We start from the raw sequence: 22,639 nt of genomic DNA, 5'->3' as shown, positions 1-22,639 counted from the left end.
TTATTTCTCCTCTGGTGAATTTAGCGACTGCTGAATAGCCAATGCGGCTAATTTTCCTTGCTGTACGGCTTCTACGGTTAAATCTTGTCCTACCCCAGTACAATCACCACCGGCAAAAACACCTTCAATGCTGGTAAGTTGATTATGGAAGGTCGCAATTTTGCCATTACTGATCGTCGGGATAAGTTGTTCAGTGGCTGGGTATGCCATTTTTTGACCAACGGCTTTGAAGATTGCGCTGCAAGGTACGTCAAATAGGTCATCACTACCCACTAATTTACCTTCTTCTAGGTATGTTTTTCTGAAGCTCATGGCAGTTACTTTGCCATCTGAATCTAATTTAATCTCTTCGGGTTGGCTCCAGGTTTTAATTCGCACTTCATGGTCTTTAGCAATTTGTTGTTCGTGCTTAGTTGCGCTCATTTGGGCTTCGCCACGACGATAAACTAAAGTGACTTCTTCAGTACCTAATCGTTTCAATTGGCATGCGATGTCTATGGCAGTATTACCCGCACCAATCACAACGGCACTGTCTAATGGAATATCTAATTGTGCAATATCCGACGCTTGTCTGAGTTCTTTAATATAATCAACAGAATTGATAACACTGTCATTTTCTTCATTGTCTAATGAAAGTGACGCCGTATCCTGCAGGCCAATACTTAAAAATACCGCATCAAAATCTTGTTTGAGTTGGCTTAAGGTAATATCTTCACCTAATGCGGTATTGTAATGCACGGTAATGCCACCAATACCTAAAATAAAATCAACTTCTTCCTGTGCAAAATTTTCAGTTAATTTGTATTTTGCGATACCGTATTCATTCAAACCGCCCGCTTTGTCTTGTGCTTCAAATACCTCAACATCGTTGCCTAGTAATGCCAATCGATGTGCACAACTTAATCCCGCAGGGCCAGCACCAACAACGGCGATCGTTTTACCGGTCGATGCAGCACGTTCAAAGGGATGACCATCGAATTTAGCATTGTCCGTTGCATGGCGTTGTAATAAACCAATTTTTACGGGGGACATTTCCTCTTCTTTATTGCGCACGCAAGCTTGTTCACACAAAATTTCCGTTGGACAAACTCGCGCACAACTACCACCCATAATATTTTCACTATAAATGGTTTTAGCTGCACCGGTTAGATCATCGGAGTGAATACTCGCGATAAAGCTCGGTATATTAATTTTAGAAGGACATGCTTTAATGCAGGGAGCATCATAACAATAATAACAACGCGAACTTTCGATGCCCGCTTGACGCGCACTTAAAGCTGGATTGATATCTTTAAACATTTGATCTAATGCTAGCTGTTGCTGCGAATAGTTTTCTGAATTTTCCGTATTCATCACTATAATCTCTCCTATTTATAATTACAGATCTGCCAGTGTTTGTTGTTTTACTCATATAACAATGCAAAGGACACGCCAATAACTGACCAAAAGGTCAGAACTTTTAGGTTGATTTTAAAGCACACCTGTAACTACATGTTTTAAATAGGATATATAAATTTCTATTTTTAAATAAATTTGACTGCTTTTAAAAATAAACAGATAGCGGTACGATAGATTTGAAAAATATGAAATAATAACGCACCAGCAAAAGGCAAACGCGACAATACAGTGCAGAGAGTCTGAGATGAAAAAAACCCAACTAGTAAACGCTAAACGTCGTAAATTGACAGATACACGAAAGAATAATTTAGAATTAATTCTTGTGGTCGCAGAACAACGCTTTGCTGAATATGGGTACAGTGGTACCACAATTTCCGCTATTGCAGATCAAGCTAATCTTCCTAAATCCAATATTCTTTATTATTTCAAAACAAAAGAAGCTTTATATAAAGAGGTTCTTAGTAAGTTATTATTGACTTGGTTAACCCACATGGAAGAAATGAGCGCAGACAAGCATCCCAGTGAATGTTTGCGCCATTATATCCTGCAAAAAATAAAGCAATCTAAAATTCATTCCAATGGTTCTCGTATCTTTGCAGCGGAAATCCTTCACGGCGCCCCCTACTTACGTGAACAATTACAAACGGATTTGAAAGATCAGTTTGAACGCACTTGTCAGGTGATTCGCGAGTGGATCGCCAAGCAATGGATGAATCCGGTTAGCCCAGAACACCTCCTATTTATGATTTGGTCTTCAACACAAGCCTACGCAGATTACGGTCTACAAATGAGTATGATGCTAGAAAAAACAGATCTTGAAGATAATGATTATGAAGCGGGTGCAGAATTGATTACGCGAATGGTATTAAAAGGTTGTGGGATTAAGTTGTTGTGAATAAATGGCTTCGAGTGGCGAGCTGCTAGCTGCGAAGAATAAAGATAGCTTCGAGTGACGAGCTGTTAGCTGCGAAGAACAAAGATAGCTTCGAGTGGCGAGTTGCTAGCTGCGAAGAACAAAGATATCTTCGAGTGGCGAGTTGCTAGATCCGAAGAATAAAGATAGCTTCGAGTGACGGGCTGTTAGCTGCGAAGTATAAAGATAGCTGCGAATGCTAAGTTTAACACTCGTAGCTCGTCACTCGAGGCTAATAACTATTCTACAACGCCTGCCATGGTTAACATCGCATTCATTAATACTGAAGCACCACCTTCACATTCTTCAGGCGTGGTACTTTCAATTTCATTATGGCTGATGCCATTTAAACACGGTGTAAATACCATGCTGGTGGGCGCAAAATCTGAGACATAACAAGCATCATGGCCCGCACCTGCAATAATATCCATATGGCTATAGCCTAAATCTTCAGTGGCTTTACGTACGGCAGATACACAGTCCGTATCAAAATGAATAGGCTCGTAATACCAGAAAGGGTCGAGTTCTATTTTGACACCGCTTTGTTCTATTTCGGCAATTGCGGCTTTTAAGTCAGCATCCATCGCCGTTAACTCTTCATCGATAGGGTGACGTAGGTCGATGCTCATTTCAATCACACCTGGAATGGTATTACGTGAATTGGGCATCACTTGCATAAAACCGACAGTACCACAGCCAGGAGGATGCGCTTTTGCAATTTCTTCAACCTTTAAGACCAATTGTGAACTGGCAATTAAGGCATCGTTACGTAAATGCATTGGTGTGGTACCCGCGTGGGATTCTTGACCAATAATTTTAGCATTAAACCAACGCTGCCCTTGACCGCCGGTAACAACACCCACTTGTTTTTCTTCAGCTTCTAAATAAGGGCCTTGCTCAATATGTGTTTCAAAGAAAGCATGAAAAGCACGCCCTGTCACAGGCTCTGGCCCAGCAAAACCAATGCGTTCTAATTCATCGCCTAAACGCAAACCATCGACGTCGGTACTGTCTAAAATTTCCTCTAAAGTAAAGCGACCTGATACCACGCCTGATCCCATCATAGCCGGTGCAAAACGTGATCCTTCTTCATTGGTCCACACTGAAATTTCAATTGGGTGTTTAGTTTTAATATTATGGTCATTCAATGAACGAACGACTTCTAACCCAGCTAATACACCAAATACACCATCAAACTTTCCACCTGTTGGTTGCGTATCAAGATGACTACCGGTACCGACAGGTTTTAAACTCATATCTTCACCTGGTCGTGTACACATAATATTACCAATCGCATCTACCTTTACCGTACAACCCGCTTCTTCAGCCCACTTAATATAAAGCTCGCGTCCTTGTTTATCTAAATCTGTTAAGGTTAAACGACAACAACCGCCTTTTTTAGTCGCACCGATTTTAGCCATTTCCATTAGACTGTCCCATAGGCGATCTTTGTTTACTTTAAATGCTTCCATGTGTGGCTCCATTTCAAATTGGGTTAATGTTAATTACAAATTTAATATTCCATCCGTATTCTTCCCATGCAATTTACTGACCAACTGGACAACTAATTTTCATTTTATATAAAGTCACTAATAACAGGCTTGTTATGATTTAAATCAATTAAATGTGTATTTAAAATCCGATTACCGTTCATTTTATGCACCAATTTTGGGATTTATCGCCCTGCTATCGAACATGTCTTCCTAAATCAGGTTGCTCAACTCAATCATTTTTACATTTTAAAATAGACTTAAAACACTACTTATCAGTCATTTATAAAAATAACTGTCCAATTGGTCAGCCCTTGGCCTGCTACTTGCAACCTCACTTGATATACCTATTGCACTTCTCTTTTATTGCAATAGATGCGAATTAGATATTTGCATCGTCGATATAGTTAGTGCATTTGCACCTCAACAAAGGATTATGAGTTATGAGTTTATTAATAAAGGGCGGAAAAGTAGTCAATGCAGATCAAACGATTTCTGCAGATATTTATTGTGAAGATGGCATTATTAAAGCAATTGGAAATGAACTCAGTGTTCCAGCCGATACTGAAGTTATCGATGCAACAGGTAAATTAGTTATGCCAGGCGGTATTGATCCACATACTCATATGCAACTTCCTTTTATGGGGACAGTAGCGAGTGAAGACTTTTACTCTGGTACTGCGGCAGGCTTGGCTGGTGGTACAACCATGATTATTGATTTTGTTATTCCTAATCCACAACAACCTTTAATGGAAGCATTTAATATTTGGAAAGAATGGGCCTCTCGCTCGGTTGCCGATTATTCATTTCATGTTGCAGTTACCTGGTGGGACGATTCTGTCTCTGCCGATATGGGGACTCTGGTTAAAGAAGAAGGCGTCAATAGTTTCAAACACTTTATGGCCTATAAAAATGCAATTATGGCCGCCGATGATACCCTGGTAAATAGTTTTAGCCGTTGTTTAGAATTAGGCGCAATGCCAACGGTTCATGCGGAAAATGGTGAGCTTGTTTATCATTTACAAAAGAAATTAATTGAAGCAGGTATAACTGGCCCTGAAGCTCATCCACAATCACGTCCGACTGAAGTTGAAGGCGAAGCCGCTAACCGTGCCATTCGTATTGCACAATCCATTGGTATTCCACTTTATTTGGTTCATGTTTCCTGTAAAGAAGCAATCGACGAAATTGCGCGAGCACGCCAAGAAGGACAACGAGTATACGGGGAATGTTTAGCCGGTCACCTAGAATTAGACGACAGCGTTTACCGCAATCCAGATTGGGCAACGGCTGCAGCGCATGTTATGAGCCCTCCCTTCCGACCAAAGGGTCATCAAGAGGCATTATGGAAAGCTTTACAAGGTGGCACGATTCAAACCACGGCAACGGACCACTGTTGTTTTTGTGAGGGTCAAAAGGCTGCAGGTAAAGATGACTTTACATTAATCCCGAACGGCACAGCGGGCGTAGAAGATCGCTTAATGGTGCTATGGGACTCAGGCGTCAATAAAGGCCGCTTGACCGAAAATGAATTTGTTGCGGTAACCTCCACCAACAGTGCGAAAATCTTTAATTTATATCCACAAAAAGGTTGCATAGCAGTGGGTTCCGATGCTGATATTGTTATCTGGGATCCCAAAAAAGAGCATACCCTTTCAGCAGAAACGCATCATCAAAAAATCGACTTTAATATCTTTGAAGGACGCACTGTACTTGGTTCGCCAGACATTACGATTAGTCAGGGCAACGTTGTGTTTAGAGATGGAAAATTAAATGTCGTTGAAGGTGCAGGTCGTTATATCAAGCGCCCAGCTTTCCCGGGTATTTTCGAAGCCGTTAAAAAGTACAATGAAGAACATGCCCCTTTTGCCATTGAACGTTAATCGCCAATAATAAAAATAAGAGAGGTAGTATGTTAACTGATCAAGAATCAACTGACCTTGCAGATGTGGAACCTGCTGTAAAAGCAAAAAGAGACATGATATCGGTGGAAGATTTATCGCTAGTCTTCCCCACCAATGATGGGGATGTTCATGCCTTATCTGATATTAACTTGCGTATTAAATCCGGTGACTTTGTTTCGTTTATCGGGCCTTCGGGCTGCGGTAAAACCACTTTATTACGCGTTATTGCGGACCTTGAACAACCTACCTCTGGTACGCTCAAAGTCAATGGAACAGACGCACAGGATGCACGACTAAATCGGCTTTATGGCTATGTCTTTCAAGCACCCGCACTTTTTCCATGGCGTAATATTCGTGATAACTGCGCGTTACCGATGGAAGTGTCTAGGCAAACGAATGATCATCAAAATAAGCAAATCGATAAATATTTAAAAATGGTGGGTTTACAGGATTTTCATAACAAATATCCTTGGCAACTTTCCGGTGGTATGCAGCAACGTGCTTCTATTGCCCGCGCGCTATGTTTGAATCCTGATTTATTATTGATGGATGAACCCTTCGGTGCACTTGATGAAATCACGCGTGATCATATGAATATTGAATTATTACGGATCTGGAGTGAAACCAAGAAAACCGTCGTATTCGTTACCCATTCGATTGATGAAGCGGTATTACTGTCTACGCATATTGTCGTTATGTCACCGCGTCCAGGCCGTATATTGAAGGTAATAGAAAGCCCGCTACCTCGTTTAAAAAATCTAGCCCTTCGCGATGATCCTAAATTTCATGCTTTAGTTAGTGAAATACGTTCAGCGCTTGCCGATCAACACGCTATCGATTAGCCATACAGCAGAAGGAATCGCCGTCATGTCAAACACGATACAGAAAAAGGCATTTTCACTGATTAGTCTGGTGCTCATTATTATCGCAATTTGGTATCTTGCAGCACTTATTATGAATGGTAACCAACTGATCAATAACCTTGAACGACGTAATCAGGATTGGACTTATTCGCAAATTATGTCACAGGCCTATGAGATAAAAAGGCCAATGCTGCCTACACCGCATCAAGTTGCCTTAGAGTTAAAAAAATCGATTATTGATAAATCGGTTACCTCTAAACGTTCGCTTATCTACCACGCGCAAATCACTTTAAATTCGACTTTATTAGGTTTCATATTTGGTTCAATTCTTGGCATTTTAATCGCCATTGGTATTGTCCATAACAAAACCTTAGAGTCGAGCCTAATGCCCTGGGTGATCGCCTCGCAAACTATACCAATACTTGCTATTGCGCCAATGATTGTCGTTGTACTTGGCGCGGTAAATATAACCGGCGTGCTTCCCAAGGCAATCATCTCTATGTACTTGTCATTTTTCCCCGTGACCATTGCGATGGTAAAAGGATTGCGCTCCTCGGATAAGTTACATGAAGAGTTGATGATGACCTATAGCGCAAGTGCCAAGGATGTATTTTGGAAACTGCGTTGGTATTCAGCACAACCTTATTTATTTGCCAGTTTAAAAGTCGCCATTGCAGCTGCATTAGTTGGTGCAATCGTTGCTGAACTCCCTACTGGAGCACAGGGTGGATTAGGATCGCGATTATTAAGTGGTTCCTATTATGGACAAACTGAACAAATATGGGCGGCCTTAATGGTTGCCGCTGCTTTAGGTTCTTTTTTAGTTTGGTTAGTCGGCTTAGCAGAAAGTGCATTATTGCGTCGTCGTGGAGGATTAGATCATGCCTAAAACTATTAAAAATTCAATTTATAGTGGGCTATTTATACTGCAAATCATACTCACTATGACACTGGAACGTGGCTTTTATCAATCAATGCCATTATTGGTTGTTTTACTTATTGCTGTTATTTATGCCATTGCAAAATTATTAGGCCAATTAACAGAACTAAGCCTTAACAATCCAAAAATTAAACCCTTAGTACCGACATTATTTGCGTTTATGTTATTACTAACTTGGCAAAGCGTTGTTGAAGGATTCGCAATTTCGCCGGTATTGATGCCTGCACCAAGTAATATTTTTATCGCATTAATATCCAACATTCCTATGCTATGGGCAGATTTTCAACAGACCTATCTCAAGGCAGTACTTGCCGGGTATTTCATGGGCTGCTTGTCGGGCTTTATTGTTGCGCAATGGGCGGTGAAAAATGAGTTCTTACGAAATGGACTTATTCCCTTAGGAAACTTTATGTCGGCTATTCCGATTGTCGGTATTGCACCGGTGATGGTGATGTGGTTCGGCTTCGATTGGCAATCGAAGGCTGCAGTTATTGTTATTATGACGTTCTTTCCGATGTTTATTAATACGTTAACCGGTTTGCAATCAACCGATGCATTGCATAAAGATCTTATGCACACCTATGCAGCAAAACCATCACAGATATTTTTTAAAAATCAATTACCCCATGCTTTACCCTTTATTTTCAATGCGTTAAAACTAAACTCTGCATTGGCACTAATTGGCGCGATTGTTGCTGAGTTCTTTGGAACACCAATCGTTGGAATGGGATTTAGAATTTCGACAGAGGTAGGTCGAATGAATATGGACTTAGTATGGGCAACTATTGTTGTTGCTGCAATTGCTGGTTCATTAAGCTATGGGGCACTTGCCCTGCTTGAAAAATCATTACTGTTTTGGCACCCCGCATACAGGGACAGTAACCGATAATATCAATTTATATGTCACTCGATTAATAGGAAAAGGAATATACTATGAAAAGATCACTACTTACTATTGCAACTAGTGCAGCATTACTTGCATCAAGTTTTACCGCAAGTGCCGCTGATAAATTAACGCTGCAACTAAAGTGGGTTACACAGGTGCAATTCGCGGGCTATTATGTGGCATTAGACAAAGGATTTTACAAGGATGAAGGCATCGATTTAACGATTAAACCTGGTGGCCCCGATATTGCGCCTGCACAGGTATTAGCGGGTGGAGGTGCAGATATTATTGTGGATTGGTTACCTTCGGCATTAGCCACGCGTGAAAAAGGCTTACCAATGGTCAATATCTCTCAGATATATAACAAATCGGGCATGATGCTAACCTGTCTAAAATCGAGCGGTATCGAAACACCTGCCGACTTTAAAGGTAAAACCCTTGGTGTATGGTTCTTTGGTAATGAATATCCTTTCCTAAGCTGGATGTCTAAATTAGGTTATCCGACAACTGGCGGTAAAGATGGCGTGACCGTACTTAAACAAGGTTTCAACGTTGATCCAATTTTCCAAGGCCAAGCCGATTGTGTTTCTACGATGACCTATAACGAATACGGTCAAATTATGGATGGAGGTTTAACGCCGAAAGAATTAACGCTATTTAAATATGAAGATGAAGGCGTAGCGACACTCGAAGATGGTTTATATGTGATGGAAGAAGACTTAGCTGATCCGAAGAAAGTTGAATCCTATGCTAAATTCCTAAAAGCCACCGTTGAGGGTTGGGAATGGGCAGCTGCGAATCCAGAAGAAGCTGCAATGATCGTACTTGAAAATGATGATACCGGCGCACAAACCGAACATCATCAAATTCGTATGATGACTGAGGTATCAAAACTCATTACTGGTGGCGATAAAGGAATTGGTTATTTGGACCCCGTTGCCTTCGATCGTACCGTTGATATTCTACTAGGCAGTGATTCAGCACCGGTTATCACCAAAAAACCGGTTGGCGCTTATTCACAAGTCGTATTTGATAAAATGAAAACATTAAAATAAAAACTCAATAGGAGTCTATACCCGTTACAATTCAAGATGCAGAAATCAGCATCTTGATTGGTAACGGGTATATATCGGGCTCCTTTTCCATTTAACCATTTCTACATCTTCATATTATGTCGCTGTTTAAAAATACTGTGATAAACTCATTTTAATCAAAAGACTTACAGCCTAGAATAACCAACCCTATGATTAAAAGACAAAAAACAGCCACCCTTTTTGCGCTCACAGCGGTATTTATGTGGTCCACCGTTGCCAGTGCGTTTAAAATTACCTTGAGTTATTTTTCGCCTTTACAAATGTTATTGGTTTCATCTGCAACGACGATTATTGTATTAACGCTCATTTGTGGTTATCAAAAAAAATTACACTTATTAAAACCAACGCTATTAAAACGCCCTATTTTCTATCTCATCATGGGGATGCTTAACCCCTTTTTATATTATTTAATTTTATTCCAAGCCTATAAGTTATTGCCAGCTCAACAGGCACAATCATTAAACTACACCTGGGCAATTGCCCTGAGTATCTTAGCCGTTCCTTTTCTCGGTCAAAAACTTACTAAAAAAGATATTATTGCTATTACCTTTGGTTACCTAGGTGTATTAGTTATTGCAACTAAGGGGAATTTAATCGCGCTTAACTTTGACAGTACATTAGGCGTATTTCTGGCCTTATTAAGTACTTTACTGTGGGCAATGTACTGGATCCTCAATAGCAAAAATACAGCAGATCCGATTATATCGTTACTCCTATGCTTTTTACTGGGCTTCCCCGCTATTTTGATGACAACACCAATATTCAGTGACTTTACAATGATAAATTGGCAGGGATGGTTAGGCGCAATATATATCGGTGTATTTGAAATGGGTTTAGCGTTTGTTGCTTGGCTCAGTGCATTACGTTATGCAGAACATACTGCAAAGATTAGTAACCTGATTTTTATCTCTCCCTTTGTTTCACTCTTACTCTTAAATTGGTTAATTGATGAGCCTATTTACCCCGCTACGATTTTGGGATTAATCTTGATTATTAGTGGATTATTACTACAACAGACACAACGAAAAAATTAAAAAGTTAACCATAATTCATTTCAAATCGCGCCTCTGAAATAATGAATTCCCCTTCCATTTTGTTTGATAAAATTCTCCATTTAATTTGCCCAAACAGTGAAAAATATAGAATATAACTGATATTCCGCACCGGTTTTAAGAATAAATTTGCCTGTATCTATCCCCCAGGCAATCAACAATAACTTGTTGCCGTTCTTGCCAATTTACTACCATAGGCGACTGGCTTTCCAGGTAGATTATCGTAACTCCTTGGAAGCATTGAAATACCCAGCGAGCGGTTGGATTCTGGGAAGGCTTTTTCTTTTGATCCGGGAAGTAAAGGTCTTTTTCCTTTAGCTTTTTGCGGATCAGATGCTCTAAGGAAGCGTATACCATCAAACAGGAAGTCATTACCATTAACAGCGCTTCTATTCGCTCTGGCTTTTTGATGAAAATTGAGCTTGTTAAGAAATCCGGACTTTTTAAAAAACGGAACCCTTTTTCAACTGATTGCTGCTCTTTATAAGTTTTAAGCACCTTATCCATTGTCAGGCTTTCATCAAGATCATTTGTTGCAATAATAAAGAAACCTAATTGTTTAAGTGCATTATCCCTTCTATCAAGAGGAGTAAATAAATTCCCTGTTATTTTGTATTCAACTCGCTCGGGAGCTTGCCCTTTTTTAGGTTGTCCTTTCTTGCCATAGATAGGGATCTCAACGGTTTCATCAATAACATCACAGTAAACTTGTTTCTTTCTCCACAACTCAACGGCTTGCTCTGCATCATGTTGACAGGCAAACCTTTGTTGTGAGAGTTTTTTAAAGGTCTTACGCTCCGCATCTGCTTTCTTCAGCATGCGTTTTGTTAAACTATGTGTTTCACGCTTTCTCGCTTGTTCACTGCGGATCAATAGCCACCTCTGCTTTATATCGCTGTAAGTCGATTGGTGCCAAGCTCCTGAGTAACCATTCCCCATATTTTTAAAATCAAGTTCAGAAGCCTGATTAATAAGGACTTTAGCTTCCCTCAATTTATGTGGGACACGCGTGATAAATAACTGATTTAGTTCATCCAACTCAGTAATGGTATCTTGCACATATAAGGCTGCATCTGCCACTAAATAACGGCAGGACTGCGCGGCTTTTAGACTTTTTATATGGGATTTGACTATCTCCTTGAATCCTTCCATATCATTAATGTTGCCACTGGCTGGCTTCATATAAACTGGGATCCCGGATTGGTTCTCACAAATCAGGTTGAGTACGACCTGATTAAGTTCAGGACGATGATCACGTGAATAGCCTTTGGTAATTTGAATAGGGTTAAGATCATCTTCATCATCGGATAACTTTTCCATACCATCGTAGTGAAAGCTTGTTGAGTCGAGATGAACAGAGTTGCATGGTAGCCCTAAGTGTTTAATAACAGCTTCACCTATATCTTGGTATAGTGATGAAACACCATGTTCGTATAGTGCATCAAGGCAACGACCTAACGCATCATCATTGATGTATTCAGCTTTTACTTCAGGGGCAATCAGACGGTCTAATGGTTTATCAGAAAAATACTCGCGATACATATGCAGTGTTCTGCCGGTAAATCCCAACCCATTGATTATCATAGCAATGAATAAGTTACCGAAACTTATTTTCCGCTGTTCACTTGTGCCAAGTGCTTGATCGATGATATTGGCAAGCTTGATTTCCTTACAAAATCCAGCAACTAATCCATGGTGTTCAAGTGATTTCGTGTATGGGTAAGTCATGATTTATCTCTTTGAAAAGAAAGTAATAGATCAAAATTGAGGATCCCGGTCAACAATTTTTTGAAATATCTGGATGTTTCGCTAGCCAGATCACGATTTCATAGCCATTTCATAGCCAATAGTAATAAAAATTCAGGTGCGGAATAACAGATATAAATAAACTCACTCCTTAATAAAAAACAAATAGTTACAATTATTTATTAATAATATAAATTTTACTGTTTATTGCGCTATAGTTAACTTTAATAACAAAAATATAATACCATTTTTCTAATAGAATAAATTGACCTTTTTTACTCTTTTAACTGGAAATAACCGCACTTTATTTTACAATGGTTCAAATTTTTTAATTAGCATTTACAATTATTTATTCCCAAGGACACTGTGTGAGTATTCAGATCGATGATATGACAAATGTTATTTTACTAGTAGACGATGAGCCTGCGAACATTAGGTTACTTAATCAAGCCGTCTCTGGGCTCGGTAAAATATACTTTGCAAATAATGGCGAAGAAGCAATAAAAATGGCACATCAAGTGCAGCCAGATCTCATTCTGCTCGACATACAAATGCCGGGGTTGGATGGTTACGATGTCTGTAAAGCAATTAAAAGCGATCCGACATTGTCCGATACCTCTATTATTTTTGTGACAGCCCACGGTGATGAAGATTATGAATTAAAGGCCCTTGAATATGGTGGCGTTGATTTTTTACAAAAACCATTAAATCCGTTAATTGCAGAAGCCCGCGTTAAAACCCATTTATCACTTAAAAATAAACAGCATCAACTTAACCTTGCTAAGGGGACATTACATAATATTATTCATCATTTACCCGTATTTGTGTCCTATTGGGATAGTGAGCTATGTAATGTGTTTAGTAACGATACGGAAGGTAAATGGTTTGATTTAGTCCCCTCTGCGATTTTTGGACTACGCATTATTGATGTGCTTACCGATAATCAGTCGCTTGATTCAAGCTCTGTTGATTTACTCATTACGGCAATAAACCAAGTCATGTTGGGCAAAACAATGGGATTTGATTTGACATTCAATGCCCGTAATAGTGACTCCGCCTTTGTATCAGTTTCCCTTGTTCCAACGTTAATTGAAGGGAAATTTAATGGGTTTGTTATGCTACTTAATGACATTACACCATTAAAAGTTTTACAGCATAACCTCCATCAAGATAAAGAATTATTAAAAATAACACTTAACTCAATTGGTGATGCAGTCATTACAACGGATGCCGACGGGTTAGTGACCTTTATTAATCCCATTGCAGCTTCATTAACGGGTTGGACATGTGATGATGCACTAAACCAACGTATTGAAGACGTCATGCCACTGACCGACTCTAGCGGTCAATTCGCCATTAAAAATCCGATTTATGCGGCGATTACAGACCAACGTGTTGTCGGTATGGCACTCAATACCCTACTTTTAACAAAAGATAATCAGCAACTTGAAGTTGAAGATTCTGCCGCGCCGATTTTAGATGAACAAGGGGTGACTCGTGGCGCTATTATTGTCTTTCATGATGTGAGTGAAACTCGAGCAATGGCGCTTAAAATGTCCCATCTAGCTAATCATGATTCTTTAACTAATTTACCCAATAGAATGTTACTTCAGGACAGATCAGAACGCGCATTAGATCATGCCCGCCGTAAAAATGAAAAAGTCGCCATGATTATTCTAGATGTTGATAATTTTAAAAATATCAATGATACCGTCGGGCATTCTGTCGGAGATATGCTACTGAAAAATATCGCAACTCGCTTACTCGATACGTCTCGTGCAGTCGACACCGTCAGCCGTCAAGGCGGTGATGAATACCTTATTTTATTACCTGATATTTCAAATGTAAGTCAAATAGTCAGTTACGCTGAACGTATTTTGCAAATATTCAAACAGCCTTTTCAAGTGAAAGATCAACGCTTTGATTTGTCCTGCAGTATCGGAATTGCGGTTTACCCTGATGACAGTACCAATATCGATATTTTATATCAGCATGCCGACTTAGCCATGTATCGTGCGAAAGAATTAGGCCGTAGTCGCTGGCACTTTTTCTCCGATGAAATTGAATCGAAGATGCTATCGAGGCATAAACTGGAACAATATTTACGCCGAGCGATACAAGAGAATTTATTCGAATTATATTACCAAGCTAAAATCGATTCACGTAATAATGAGGTTGTCGGTATGGAAGCCTTAATTCGATTAAAAGATCCCGATGGACAGATGATCTCTCCTGCTGACTTTATTCCTCTCGCAGAAGAATGTGGGTTAATTATTCCCATTGGCAACTTTGTTATGAATCAGGCCTGCATAGATGCGTTACGTTGGCAACAAATGGGGTATAAACATTCCGTCAGTATTAATATTTCGACAGTACAATTCACCCAAAATAATTTTTATGATGTGGTCAAGCAGATATTTACTTGTTTACCCATCAATACCAACCTTATTGAATTTGAAATTACCGAGGGGGTACTGGCCAAAGATGTTGATCAAACTCGTTTAGTGCTGGAGTCACTTAAGCAATTAGGGATAAAAATTTCGATTGATGATTTTGGTACTGGCTACTCAAGCCTATTATATTTAAAACGTTTTCCTATCGATGTACTGAAAATAGATAAAAGCTTTATCGACGATATGTTAAATGATGACAGTGATGCCTCTATCGTTGAAGCAATTATTAGTTTAGCTAAATCATTAAAAATGGATTTAATTGCAGAAGGCGTTGAGACAATCGAACAAGTTACGTCTTTGTCGGCAAAAGGCTGCTTTGTCATGCAGGGTTTTTACTATTCAAGACCCGTGCCCTATGCAGAAATGTGTGATTTTTTAACACACAATAACCAGCATGAACCTAAGTGATTCAAATATACGATTAGGGATAAACATATCAAACGACTTCTAAAATCCATATTAAGCAAAATAAACAATAAGTTTTTTAGCGTCTGGTTAATTGGATGTACATTAACGTTATTTATTTATTTTACGTCGGTTTATTACTATAAAAATAAGCTTCAAGATAGAACCGAATCCTTAACCGAACAAGCTGTTGAATTAATTCAACAGCGCTTTAAAAAATATGAATATGGGTTGCTTAGTACACGTGGAGCAATTCTTATTTCAGGGGTTGATTCAATAACACGGCCAAGTTTTAATCGTTATATAGCCTCATTAAACCTCGGTAAAGAATTCCCTGGTGCACGTGGATTTGGTTTTATTCGTCGAATTCCCCCTGAATTAGAAGCCAACTTTATTGTTAACGCCCGAGAAGACCAAGCCCCAAACTTTTTCGTTCGCACTTTAACGCCCCATAATAAAGATCGATTTATTATTCAATATATTTACCCTCAAACAACGAATGAAGGCGCAATTGGGTTGGATGTTGGTTCAGAAACATTTCGTCGAGCCGCCGCTATTTCAGCAGCCATTACCGATAAAGCAACACTTAGTGCCCCAATCACCCTTATCCAAGAAGAAGGCAAAACCCGACGCGGATTTTTAATCTTATTACCTATTTACAACACGGACATTTCCACGAATGAAGCTCAGAAAAGATTAGACTCCACCATTGGGTGGTCATACGCGCCACTAATTGTAGATGATGTTTTATTTGACCTTGGCCCTATTCTGTCGCAAATAAATTTAACCATTACCGACAACGTTGAACAAACTCCCTTCTTTACAGCCATTAAAGAAACTGAAAATACAAATAATATGACAGGTATATCTGTTTCCCGAGAAATTGAATTTATGGGACGGAAATGGGTAATAAATACAACACCACACAATAGTATTTCAACACGTGCGTTAGTTAATTCGCCAGCGTGGATCATATTTATTGGTTTATTAGTAACAAGTATCATTTATTTGGGATTATTTGTTTGGTCACTCAAAAAGTCAGAACATACAACCAGTCAGGAAGATGAAGTAAGCCTGACCTTTTCTACTTTTTTTTCAAGTCCTTCCTTTGCAAAATTATCCAGAGTTTATTTTTTTATTTTACTTTGTTTAATCACCCTAAGTAGCTATTTATATATAGAACAAGAATTTAACCGAACTGCTTCAATATTAATCGACCATGCTCAATACAGCCGAGATTTAATCAAGAACCAACAACAAAGTTACAGTGAAGGCATTGCTTTTCTTAAATCAACACCGGCAATGAATGAAATGATTAATAGTCGATATATTAATAACTCTTCAGCTCTAAAATACCGCGCATCGACAGAACGATTAGCTGAAACCTTCAAAGCTTATATGCAGTCATTATATGACGTGTATCAAATACGCTTGATTAGAGCGTCACGTGAGGGTAAGGAAATTGTTCGCGTTGAAAGAAATAATAATGCGATCATTATTGCTAATCACTATGATTTACAGAATAAAGCACACACGGATTATTATAAAAATACCCTTAAATTACATAATGGGGATATTTTTACATCCAGTATTGAGCCAAATTACGAAAACGGCATAATGGAAAGGCCCATTAAATTAACCCGTCGTTTTTCCACCCCCGTGTTTTATCCTGATGGTACTCTTTTTGCCATTATTGTCATCAATGTTGATGCGACTTCATTATTAAATAATATCAATAATATCACCCAATCGGGCCAACACATTTTTATCACCGATCAAGCAGAATCATTTATTCTGGCCGACCAATCATCAAAAGTAACGTCTTCATTCACTAAACCACCATTTACTTGGGCGAATGTGTACCACCGTAGCGCTAATATTTTTGAACCTGATTACGAAACAATTAGTACTTGGCAAGGCAAAAATGGCGCATTTATTAGCGCACATACAACCATAACGCCTAATATGGGAACTTCCGTAGGTTCATTAACAATTCATGCAACCGAAATGACCACCAATATTTATAACAATGTCTTATCTATATTGATTAAACAAATGTTAGTTTTAGTCGTCATTTCATTGCTTGTTTTGGTGTTATTTTATTTTTCTTGGGTCAATACAAAGCGGCGACTAATAGCAAAACGGATCCAAAATGAGTTTAGAGAACAAAAAAGTAAAGATAATATGTTTGAAAATCTGACAGAATTATCTCCCGAAGCAATGGTCATTGTTGATACCAAAGGGATCATTGTATTAGTCAATTCGCAGGCAGAAAAATTATTCGGTTATGTCAGAGAGCAGTTAGTTGGGAAAAATATTAATATCCTCGTTCCTAGCGCCATTGCACATCATCATGATGACTATGTAAAACATTTCGTAGAAAAACCCAGACCGCGTACCATGGGAGAAAATAAAGATTTGTTTAGTCGCTACTCCGACGGCTCAGAATTTCCCGTTGAAGTCAGTCTCAGTCCAATTCAATTAGATAATAAATTATTAATCGCATCATCTATTCGTAATATATCTGAACGAAAATTAATTGAAAAAAATCTACGTGATGCAACGGAAAAAGCAGAAAGTGCTAATCTCGCTAAAAGTACTTTCTTAGCCAATATGAGCCATGAAATTCGAACCCCGCTAAATGCAGTAATCGGTCTAACCCATTTACTTAAAGATAATGATCTAACCTCAGAACAACTTAGTCATGTCACCAATATTCAATTAGCAGGCAGATCCTTGCTTGGCATTGTTAATGATGTACTCGATTTGGCGAAAATAGAAGCAAACGAAGTGCATGTGGTTAATGCACCTTGTAATATCAAAGAACTGCTCAATGAATTGTTTTGTGTCTTTTTGACTCAAGCAGAACAAAAGAACCTTGAACTGATTTTAGAATTCGATGCAAGTATCTCTCCCTGGGTAGTCACTGATAAAACCTTATTACAACAAGTTCTCACCAATCTAATTGGCAATGCCATTAAGTTCACCGAGCATGGTAAAATAACGATTAAAGCTATCTTAATTGATGAGATTGATGCTACGACTGAACAACAAATCGTCCACTTTAGCATTGAAGATACGGGCATTGGCATCACGCCAGAAAAACGTAAACAGATATTCAAGCCCTTTAATCAAGTTGACGATGGTACCAATAAGCGTTTTGAAGGCACCGGATTGGGGCTCACCATCGTGCGTAATATTAGTGAGTTATTAGATGGTGAAATAGGTGTAGAGAGCCAAATTGGAAAAGGTAGTCAATTTTGGTTTAAAGTGCCATTCACTGAAGCACGTTTCGATGAGCACTTTGTCGGCGACTCAATATTGAAAGCACTCAACATCTGGATTATTGATGCAGATAGTAGTCAAAACTCAACATTAAAAACAACCGCTCGTTCGCTCGGCTGGAATGTTTTTCAAACTGCAACGATAGATAATTTGCTGATTGAATACAACAAACGCAGTAAAACGAATAATCAACTACCGGATGTTTTATTAATTAACTGGCAATTACATCAGTTAAATAACCTTTCGTTTTTAGAAACTATCTTTAATGTGCCAAGTTGGAATAATATTCCCGTTATTGCAGTGGTTTCACCAACCCAAAAGGATTACATCAGAAAACATGACATTAAAGAAAGAGTAAAAGGCATTTTATTCAAACCCGTTGTTGCTGCGGATTTATTTAGTGTTGTAAATAATACGATCACCCAATGCACTGGAGATACAATCAAAGTACTTGAGTCCACCAAAATGGAAGCGATCAAAGCTAAATGGCTTCCGAATATTAACATTCTTGTCGTTGACGATAGTCAGTTAAATTTAGAAGTCGTAGAAAAAATACTCACCAACAATGGTGCAATAGTTACCACTGCCAATAGTGGCATCGAGGCACTGGCGTACTTAGAAAAACAACATGATCAATTTGATGTTGTCTTAATGGATATTCAGATGCCAGAAATGGATGGTTTAGAAGCAACATCAAAAATCAGACAACAATTAGGTTTTACACAAATCCCAATCATCGCATTAACCGCCGGTATTTTTACAGAAGAAAAAAACAAAGCCTTATCTGCCGGCATGAATGCTTTTTTAACAAAACCGATTGATCCCGCTAAATTAATTTTTTGCCTAAGGAAACACGTTGAACGGTATCGAAATACCGCCGTTTTAGTCGACAGTATCGAGGTCACAAAAGAGAATAAACAATCAAAATATTGGCCAGAAATAGAGGGCATAATTAACAGTTACAGTTTATTCCAAGGCGATTTATCACTCTTTGAATTTACCTTAAAACGGTTATTTCAGGAACATCAGGATATTGATACGCTACAATCCCCTAACATTGACTTAACTGATGCTAATACGCGTACAAGCTTAGCCAGTAAAATACATAAACTACGTGGCAGCGCCGGTATGATAGGTGCCAAACACTTATATAACTTAACATCAGAGGCAGAAATAAGCCTACGTAATGGGGTTGATAATAAACAAACAAACCTATTGGCTGACATTGTAAAAACATTCCATGAACTTAAAGCAAACAGTCACGATTTCCTTGAACAACAACAGGAATCACAGAATAAAAAAGCAACGATGGACATATCCGATGGGAAAGCAATTGATACGTTAACATTAAATAAACTTATTAAAATGCTTAATAGCAATGATTTATCCGCTAATGACCTTGCAGAATCAAATGAACAAGGGTTAATTCTTCTTCTTGGACAGCAACAGCATACCATTTTCAATGAAAGTATACGCATGCTTGATTATAAACAATCCGTTAAAATATTAACTAATGCGATCAGTAAAGATTAATAATAACGGCATAAGTTGTTGGATATAAGCTCAGAATGATTCTTTCAGCCGTTATTGTAGATATAAAATTTACAATATAAGGGGGAACTTTTCCTCCTCAATTTGTCTGATTGTTTATAAGCCACAGAAACAAAAGAGAATTATATATGCTCAATAAAATGAAGGAATTTTTCAATTCATTGCTTGAAGAAGAACAAACGAATACCACTGCAGACCACAATCTTGCCATCACAGCCCTTCTCTGTGAAGTTTGTAATGCCGACCATGATATGAGTGATGTAGAACAAACAGTTATTACTAAAACTTTAAGTAAATTACTAAATGTCGATACAAAACAAGCACAGGCATTGCTTGAGATGGGAAAACAAAAAATTTCAGAATCGAATTCGCTATTTGATTTTACCACCCAATTACGTGCATTAGACTTCAGTACAAGAAGCCAATTAGTGACAGCCATGTGGGAAGTTGCTTATGCAGATAACTATTTAGATCCCATTGAAGAGCATGTGATCCGTAAAGTATCTGACCTAATTTATGTCAATCACAGCGAATTTATCCGTACTAAACTCGCTGTTGTAGATACATTACCTGATGGCGTATCAACCGCTTGTTAATGATCAGTTTTCTTGTGCTGTTGAATCATGGCCAATTGTGACTTAAGGGCTTTCAAGCACTTATCACAGGGAGGGTGTTCCTTTGCAAAAGCAAGTAAAGGGGGAAGTGTAATACCAATTGCACGCGTTGCTATATCTTCCCTATGTACATCACCCTGATTGTTTTTAGCCATATAGAGCATCGATTGATGTGGAATAAGTAAACATTTTTGAGCCATTTGTACGGCTCCTTTTTGTTTATACACTAATGCTAATTCATGGTAGCTGGCAATCCAATCGCATAAAGTACCAACGGACTTTGGATCATGGCTTAATTTTTGTTCATATTCTAAAATTGCTTGTCGATGAAATGCCTCTATTTGCGAAAATTTGTCATCTTCATTTAATGACATATCCATTGAAACCACATTATTAAATATATCCATAGTCACCTCGCTGTCCAATTCAATTATTGTTAATAGTAATCATTCTCACAATGTCGTTGTATTTTAGGCTTTCATACAACGACATGACCTATGTAAACTTCCCTTAAAATTCAAAAATAAAGTAGTAAGCATATCCAACCACAATTGCAGGTACTGCCGAGTAAAATGTAGCGGCAAGTGCAGCCTTAGGGGCTAGCGCAATAGCTGGAAACAATGCATCACCATCATTTGAAATAGCATTAGAAATTTGTGTCGACATTGGTACTGCACCTGAAATATAAAGACTTGTTACTAATATTTGTGGCCCACAACCAGGTAACAAACCAACTAACAACCCCACTAATGGCATCCAAATCCCCCATCCTGAAAATAATTGAGCAAGATCTGCACCAGTAAATTGCGTTGTTAATTCAAATAAAAGAAATGCAACAATAACCCATGCAGTGACAAAATTGGTGTCTTGTGCTGCTTTTTGTAGAGGGTGAGATTCAACGCACTTACTGTCTTCAGAAACAACCGATTGGTAGTCATCAACTTCCTTGGTAACGGCCCACAACACCATACAAGTGATAATTAACACCGTACCAACAATTTCAATACTCAAACTTGGTAAATGTAATAACTCGTTAATATCAATTTGGAATGAACCTAACGCTGCGACGATAGTTGCTGGAATAATAATAACTTTCCAAAAATGCCCTTGAAGATTGATTGCTGATTTTTGAGTTTCATTGGTACATTTACTGCAAGTTAATTTATCACTAACATCTTTTATTTCAGGTCGAAGAAAATCATCACTATGGATCATATTAACCACGAAACCAGAGGGCGTACCAACAACTACGCCCATTGCGACCATACTTAAACCAACTTGTGGATCGCTGGCAAGTAATAAAAATGCAGCATCCCCCATTGTTGATGTCAATACGGCAACAATAGCGCCAAAGCCAACTCGACCACTGACAAATTGCGTTGTCACAACAATAGCGCCACCACAACCCGGTAATGCACCGAGTAACGCTGAGAAAAAGACCTGATAATGACGTGAGCTATTATATAAACGCACAACACTATTTTCTTTATCCATAAAAATAGAAAGATAATGATAAATAGCCAAGGTAAATGCCACATAAGCAGATACAGCCCAAAAAGCATCTGACAATGTTTCAATCGTAATCAAACGCGTAGATTGATTAGCTAAAAGCAATACTAATGCAACTGGAATTAATGCTCTTTTATATTTAAAAGAGAACTGCGATTTTTCTTTGTTATTTTCAGTCCAAAGATCGACAGATTTAAAAAAGTATCTAGCTAACATACGCACCTCTATTGCAAATGGTAATCATTATCAATAAGAATATATTAATACGCATTTACTACAAGTTTTTTGTTCAATTTATTAAGTCTAATTTTCTATTAGATTCATAGATTTTGGCAATGAATGGAAATTAACAATGTAAAATCAAAGAATTAGATTCATTTATCAGTGAATTATTTAGATGCCAATACAAGATGTAATATAAAGCGCTTTTGAGTTACTGACTCATAGGACAAGTTAGAGGGAAACATTTTTATTGTTAATTCAGTTTAATCCCTTAAAACTGCTCCTTTATTGTTAAGATGGTTGATGAAGTTAAA

Annotated in this window: 15 protein-coding genes; 10 read left to right on the top strand and 5 right to left on the bottom strand. The window is 38.4% G+C overall.

Going from position 1 to position 22,639, the window contains the following annotated elements:
• Window positions 1–1,353 carry an NAD(P)-dependent oxidoreductase gene (locus ACR30L_RS09410; protein WP_435237754.1) on the bottom strand — a complete coding sequence of 451 codons (1,353 nt, stop codon included), beginning with the start codon at window positions 1,351–1,353 and terminating at the stop codon, window positions 1–3.
• 289 nt (window positions 1,354–1,642) lie between these two features.
• On the opposite strand from ACR30L_RS09410, the gene ACR30L_RS09405 reads away from it, so the two are divergent.
• Entirely contained in the window at window positions 1,643–2,293 is a 651-nt protein-coding gene (locus ACR30L_RS09405) for a TetR/AcrR family transcriptional regulator (RefSeq protein ID WP_435237753.1), read from the top strand.
• A gap of 257 nt (window positions 2,294–2,550) precedes the next feature.
• Here ACR30L_RS09405 and ACR30L_RS09400 read toward each other — a convergent pair whose 3' ends face one another.
• Window positions 2,551–3,783: a Zn-dependent hydrolase gene (locus tag ACR30L_RS09400; protein ID WP_435237752.1), complete on the bottom strand. Its 1,233-nt coding sequence runs from the start codon at window positions 3,781–3,783 to the stop codon at window positions 2,551–2,553.
• Window positions 3,784–4,244: 461 nt separating this feature from the next.
• On the opposite strand from ACR30L_RS09400, the gene hydA reads away from it, so the two are divergent.
• The 6 genes from hydA (at window position 4,245) to ACR30L_RS09370 (ending at window position 10,522) form a co-directional block, all read left to right on the top strand.
• Window positions 4,245–5,684, top strand: coding sequence for a dihydropyrimidinase (hydA, locus tag ACR30L_RS09395; RefSeq protein WP_435237751.1), 1,440 nt, complete (start codon window positions 4,245–4,247; stop codon window positions 5,682–5,684).
• 29 nt (window positions 5,685–5,713) lie between these two features.
• Window positions 5,714–6,547, top strand: a complete 834-nt coding sequence (locus tag ACR30L_RS09390; RefSeq protein ID WP_435237750.1) for an ABC transporter ATP-binding protein — start codon at window positions 5,714–5,716, stop codon at window positions 6,545–6,547.
• 25 nt (window positions 6,548–6,572) lie between these two features.
• Entirely contained in the window at window positions 6,573–7,457 is an 885-nt protein-coding gene (locus ACR30L_RS09385) for an ABC transporter permease (protein WP_435237749.1), read from the top strand.
• Window positions 7,450–8,397 (top strand): ABC transporter permease, encoded by a 948-nt coding sequence (locus tag ACR30L_RS09380; RefSeq protein ID WP_435237748.1) that lies wholly within the window; start codon window positions 7,450–7,452, stop codon window positions 8,395–8,397. Before ACR30L_RS09385 ends, ACR30L_RS09380 begins: the two co-directional genes overlap by 8 nt.
• Window positions 8,398–8,441: 44 nt before the next feature.
• Window positions 8,442–9,449, top strand: a complete 1,008-nt coding sequence (locus ACR30L_RS09375; RefSeq protein ID WP_435237747.1) for an ABC transporter substrate-binding protein — start codon at window positions 8,442–8,444, stop codon at window positions 9,447–9,449.
• A gap of 188 nt (window positions 9,450–9,637) precedes the next feature.
• Window positions 9,638–10,522 (top strand): DMT family transporter, encoded by an 885-nt coding sequence (locus ACR30L_RS09370; RefSeq protein WP_435237746.1) that lies wholly within the window; start codon window positions 9,638–9,640, stop codon window positions 10,520–10,522.
• A 135-nt stretch (window positions 10,523–10,657) separates the two neighbouring features.
• On the opposite strand, the gene ACR30L_RS09365 is transcribed toward ACR30L_RS09370, so the two are convergent.
• The gene (locus ACR30L_RS09365; RefSeq protein ID WP_435235549.1) at window positions 10,658–12,268 is read right to left on the bottom strand and encodes an IS1634 family transposase; all 1,611 of its coding nucleotides are present in this window, start codon (window positions 12,266–12,268) and stop codon (window positions 10,658–10,660) included.
• A gap of 386 nt (window positions 12,269–12,654) precedes the next feature.
• Here ACR30L_RS09365 and ACR30L_RS09360 point away from each other — a divergent pair, with 386 nt between their 5' ends.
• From ACR30L_RS09360 to ACR30L_RS09350, 3 genes are all read left to right on the top strand, one after another.
• The gene (locus ACR30L_RS09360) at window positions 12,655–15,147 is read left to right on the top strand and encodes an EAL domain-containing protein (protein ID WP_435237745.1); all 2,493 of its coding nucleotides are present in this window, start codon (window positions 12,655–12,657) and stop codon (window positions 15,145–15,147) included.
• Window positions 15,148–15,375: 228 nt separating this feature from the next.
• Window positions 15,376–19,962, top strand: coding sequence for a CHASE domain-containing protein (locus tag ACR30L_RS09355; protein ID WP_435237744.1), 4,587 nt, complete (start codon window positions 15,376–15,378; stop codon window positions 19,960–19,962).
• A 146-nt stretch (window positions 19,963–20,108) separates the two neighbouring features.
• A complete protein-coding gene (locus ACR30L_RS09350; RefSeq protein ID WP_435237743.1) occupies window positions 20,109–20,576 on the top strand; it encodes a TerB family tellurite resistance protein in 468 nt (155 codons plus the stop codon).
• Here ACR30L_RS09350 and ACR30L_RS09345 read toward each other — a convergent pair.
• Window positions 20,573–21,001, bottom strand: coding sequence for a hypothetical protein (locus tag ACR30L_RS09345; protein ID WP_435237742.1), 429 nt, complete (start codon window positions 20,999–21,001; stop codon window positions 20,573–20,575). The genes ACR30L_RS09350 and ACR30L_RS09345 overlap by 4 nt on opposite strands.
• A 103-nt stretch (window positions 21,002–21,104) precedes the next feature.
• Window positions 21,105–22,319 (bottom strand): putative manganese transporter, encoded by a 1,215-nt coding sequence (locus tag ACR30L_RS09340; RefSeq protein WP_435237741.1) that lies wholly within the window; start codon window positions 22,317–22,319, stop codon window positions 21,105–21,107.
• Between the last annotated feature and the right edge of the window lie 320 nt (window positions 22,320–22,639).

The organism is Psychromonas saccharinae, assembly GCF_051201515.1.
Lineage (GTDB): Bacteria > Pseudomonadota > Gammaproteobacteria > Enterobacterales > Psychromonadaceae > Psychromonas.
This window is presented reverse-complemented; position numbering and strand designations above follow the sequence as displayed.

Excerpts from the sequence above, each read along its gene's own strand:
- ACR30L_RS09365 (WP_435235549.1), bottom strand. The coding sequence starts at position 12,268 with ATGACTTACCCATACACGAAATCACTTGAACACCATGGATTAGTTGCT.
- ACR30L_RS09410 (WP_435237754.1), bottom strand. The coding sequence starts at position 1,353 with ATGAATACGGAAAATTCAGAAAACTATTCGCAGCAACAGCTAGCATTA.
- ACR30L_RS09385 (WP_435237749.1), top strand. The coding sequence starts at position 6,573 with ATGTCAAACACGATACAGAAAAAGGCATTTTCACTGATTAGTCTGGTG.
- ACR30L_RS09400 (WP_435237752.1), bottom strand. The coding sequence starts at position 3,783 with ATGGAAGCATTTAAAGTAAACAAAGATCGCCTATGGGACAGTCTAATG.
- ACR30L_RS09340 (WP_435237741.1), bottom strand. The coding sequence starts at position 22,319 with ATGTTAGCTAGATACTTTTTTAAATCTGTCGATCTTTGGACTGAAAAT.
- ACR30L_RS09380 (WP_435237748.1), top strand. The coding sequence starts at position 7,450 with ATGCCTAAAACTATTAAAAATTCAATTTATAGTGGGCTATTTATACTG.
- ACR30L_RS09350 (WP_435237743.1), top strand. The coding sequence starts at position 20,109 with ATGCTCAATAAAATGAAGGAATTTTTCAATTCATTGCTTGAAGAAGAA.
- ACR30L_RS09345 (WP_435237742.1), bottom strand. The coding sequence starts at position 21,001 with ATGGATATATTTAATAATGTGGTTTCAATGGATATGTCATTAAATGAA.
- ACR30L_RS09370 (WP_435237746.1), top strand. The coding sequence starts at position 9,638 with ATGATTAAAAGACAAAAAACAGCCACCCTTTTTGCGCTCACAGCGGTA.
- ACR30L_RS09375 (WP_435237747.1), top strand. The coding sequence starts at position 8,442 with ATGAAAAGATCACTACTTACTATTGCAACTAGTGCAGCATTACTTGCA.
- hydA (WP_435237751.1), top strand. The coding sequence starts at position 4,245 with ATGAGTTTATTAATAAAGGGCGGAAAAGTAGTCAATGCAGATCAAACG.
- ACR30L_RS09405 (WP_435237753.1), top strand. The coding sequence starts at position 1,643 with ATGAAAAAAACCCAACTAGTAAACGCTAAACGTCGTAAATTGACAGAT.
- ACR30L_RS09390 (WP_435237750.1), top strand. The coding sequence starts at position 5,714 with ATGTTAACTGATCAAGAATCAACTGACCTTGCAGATGTGGAACCTGCT.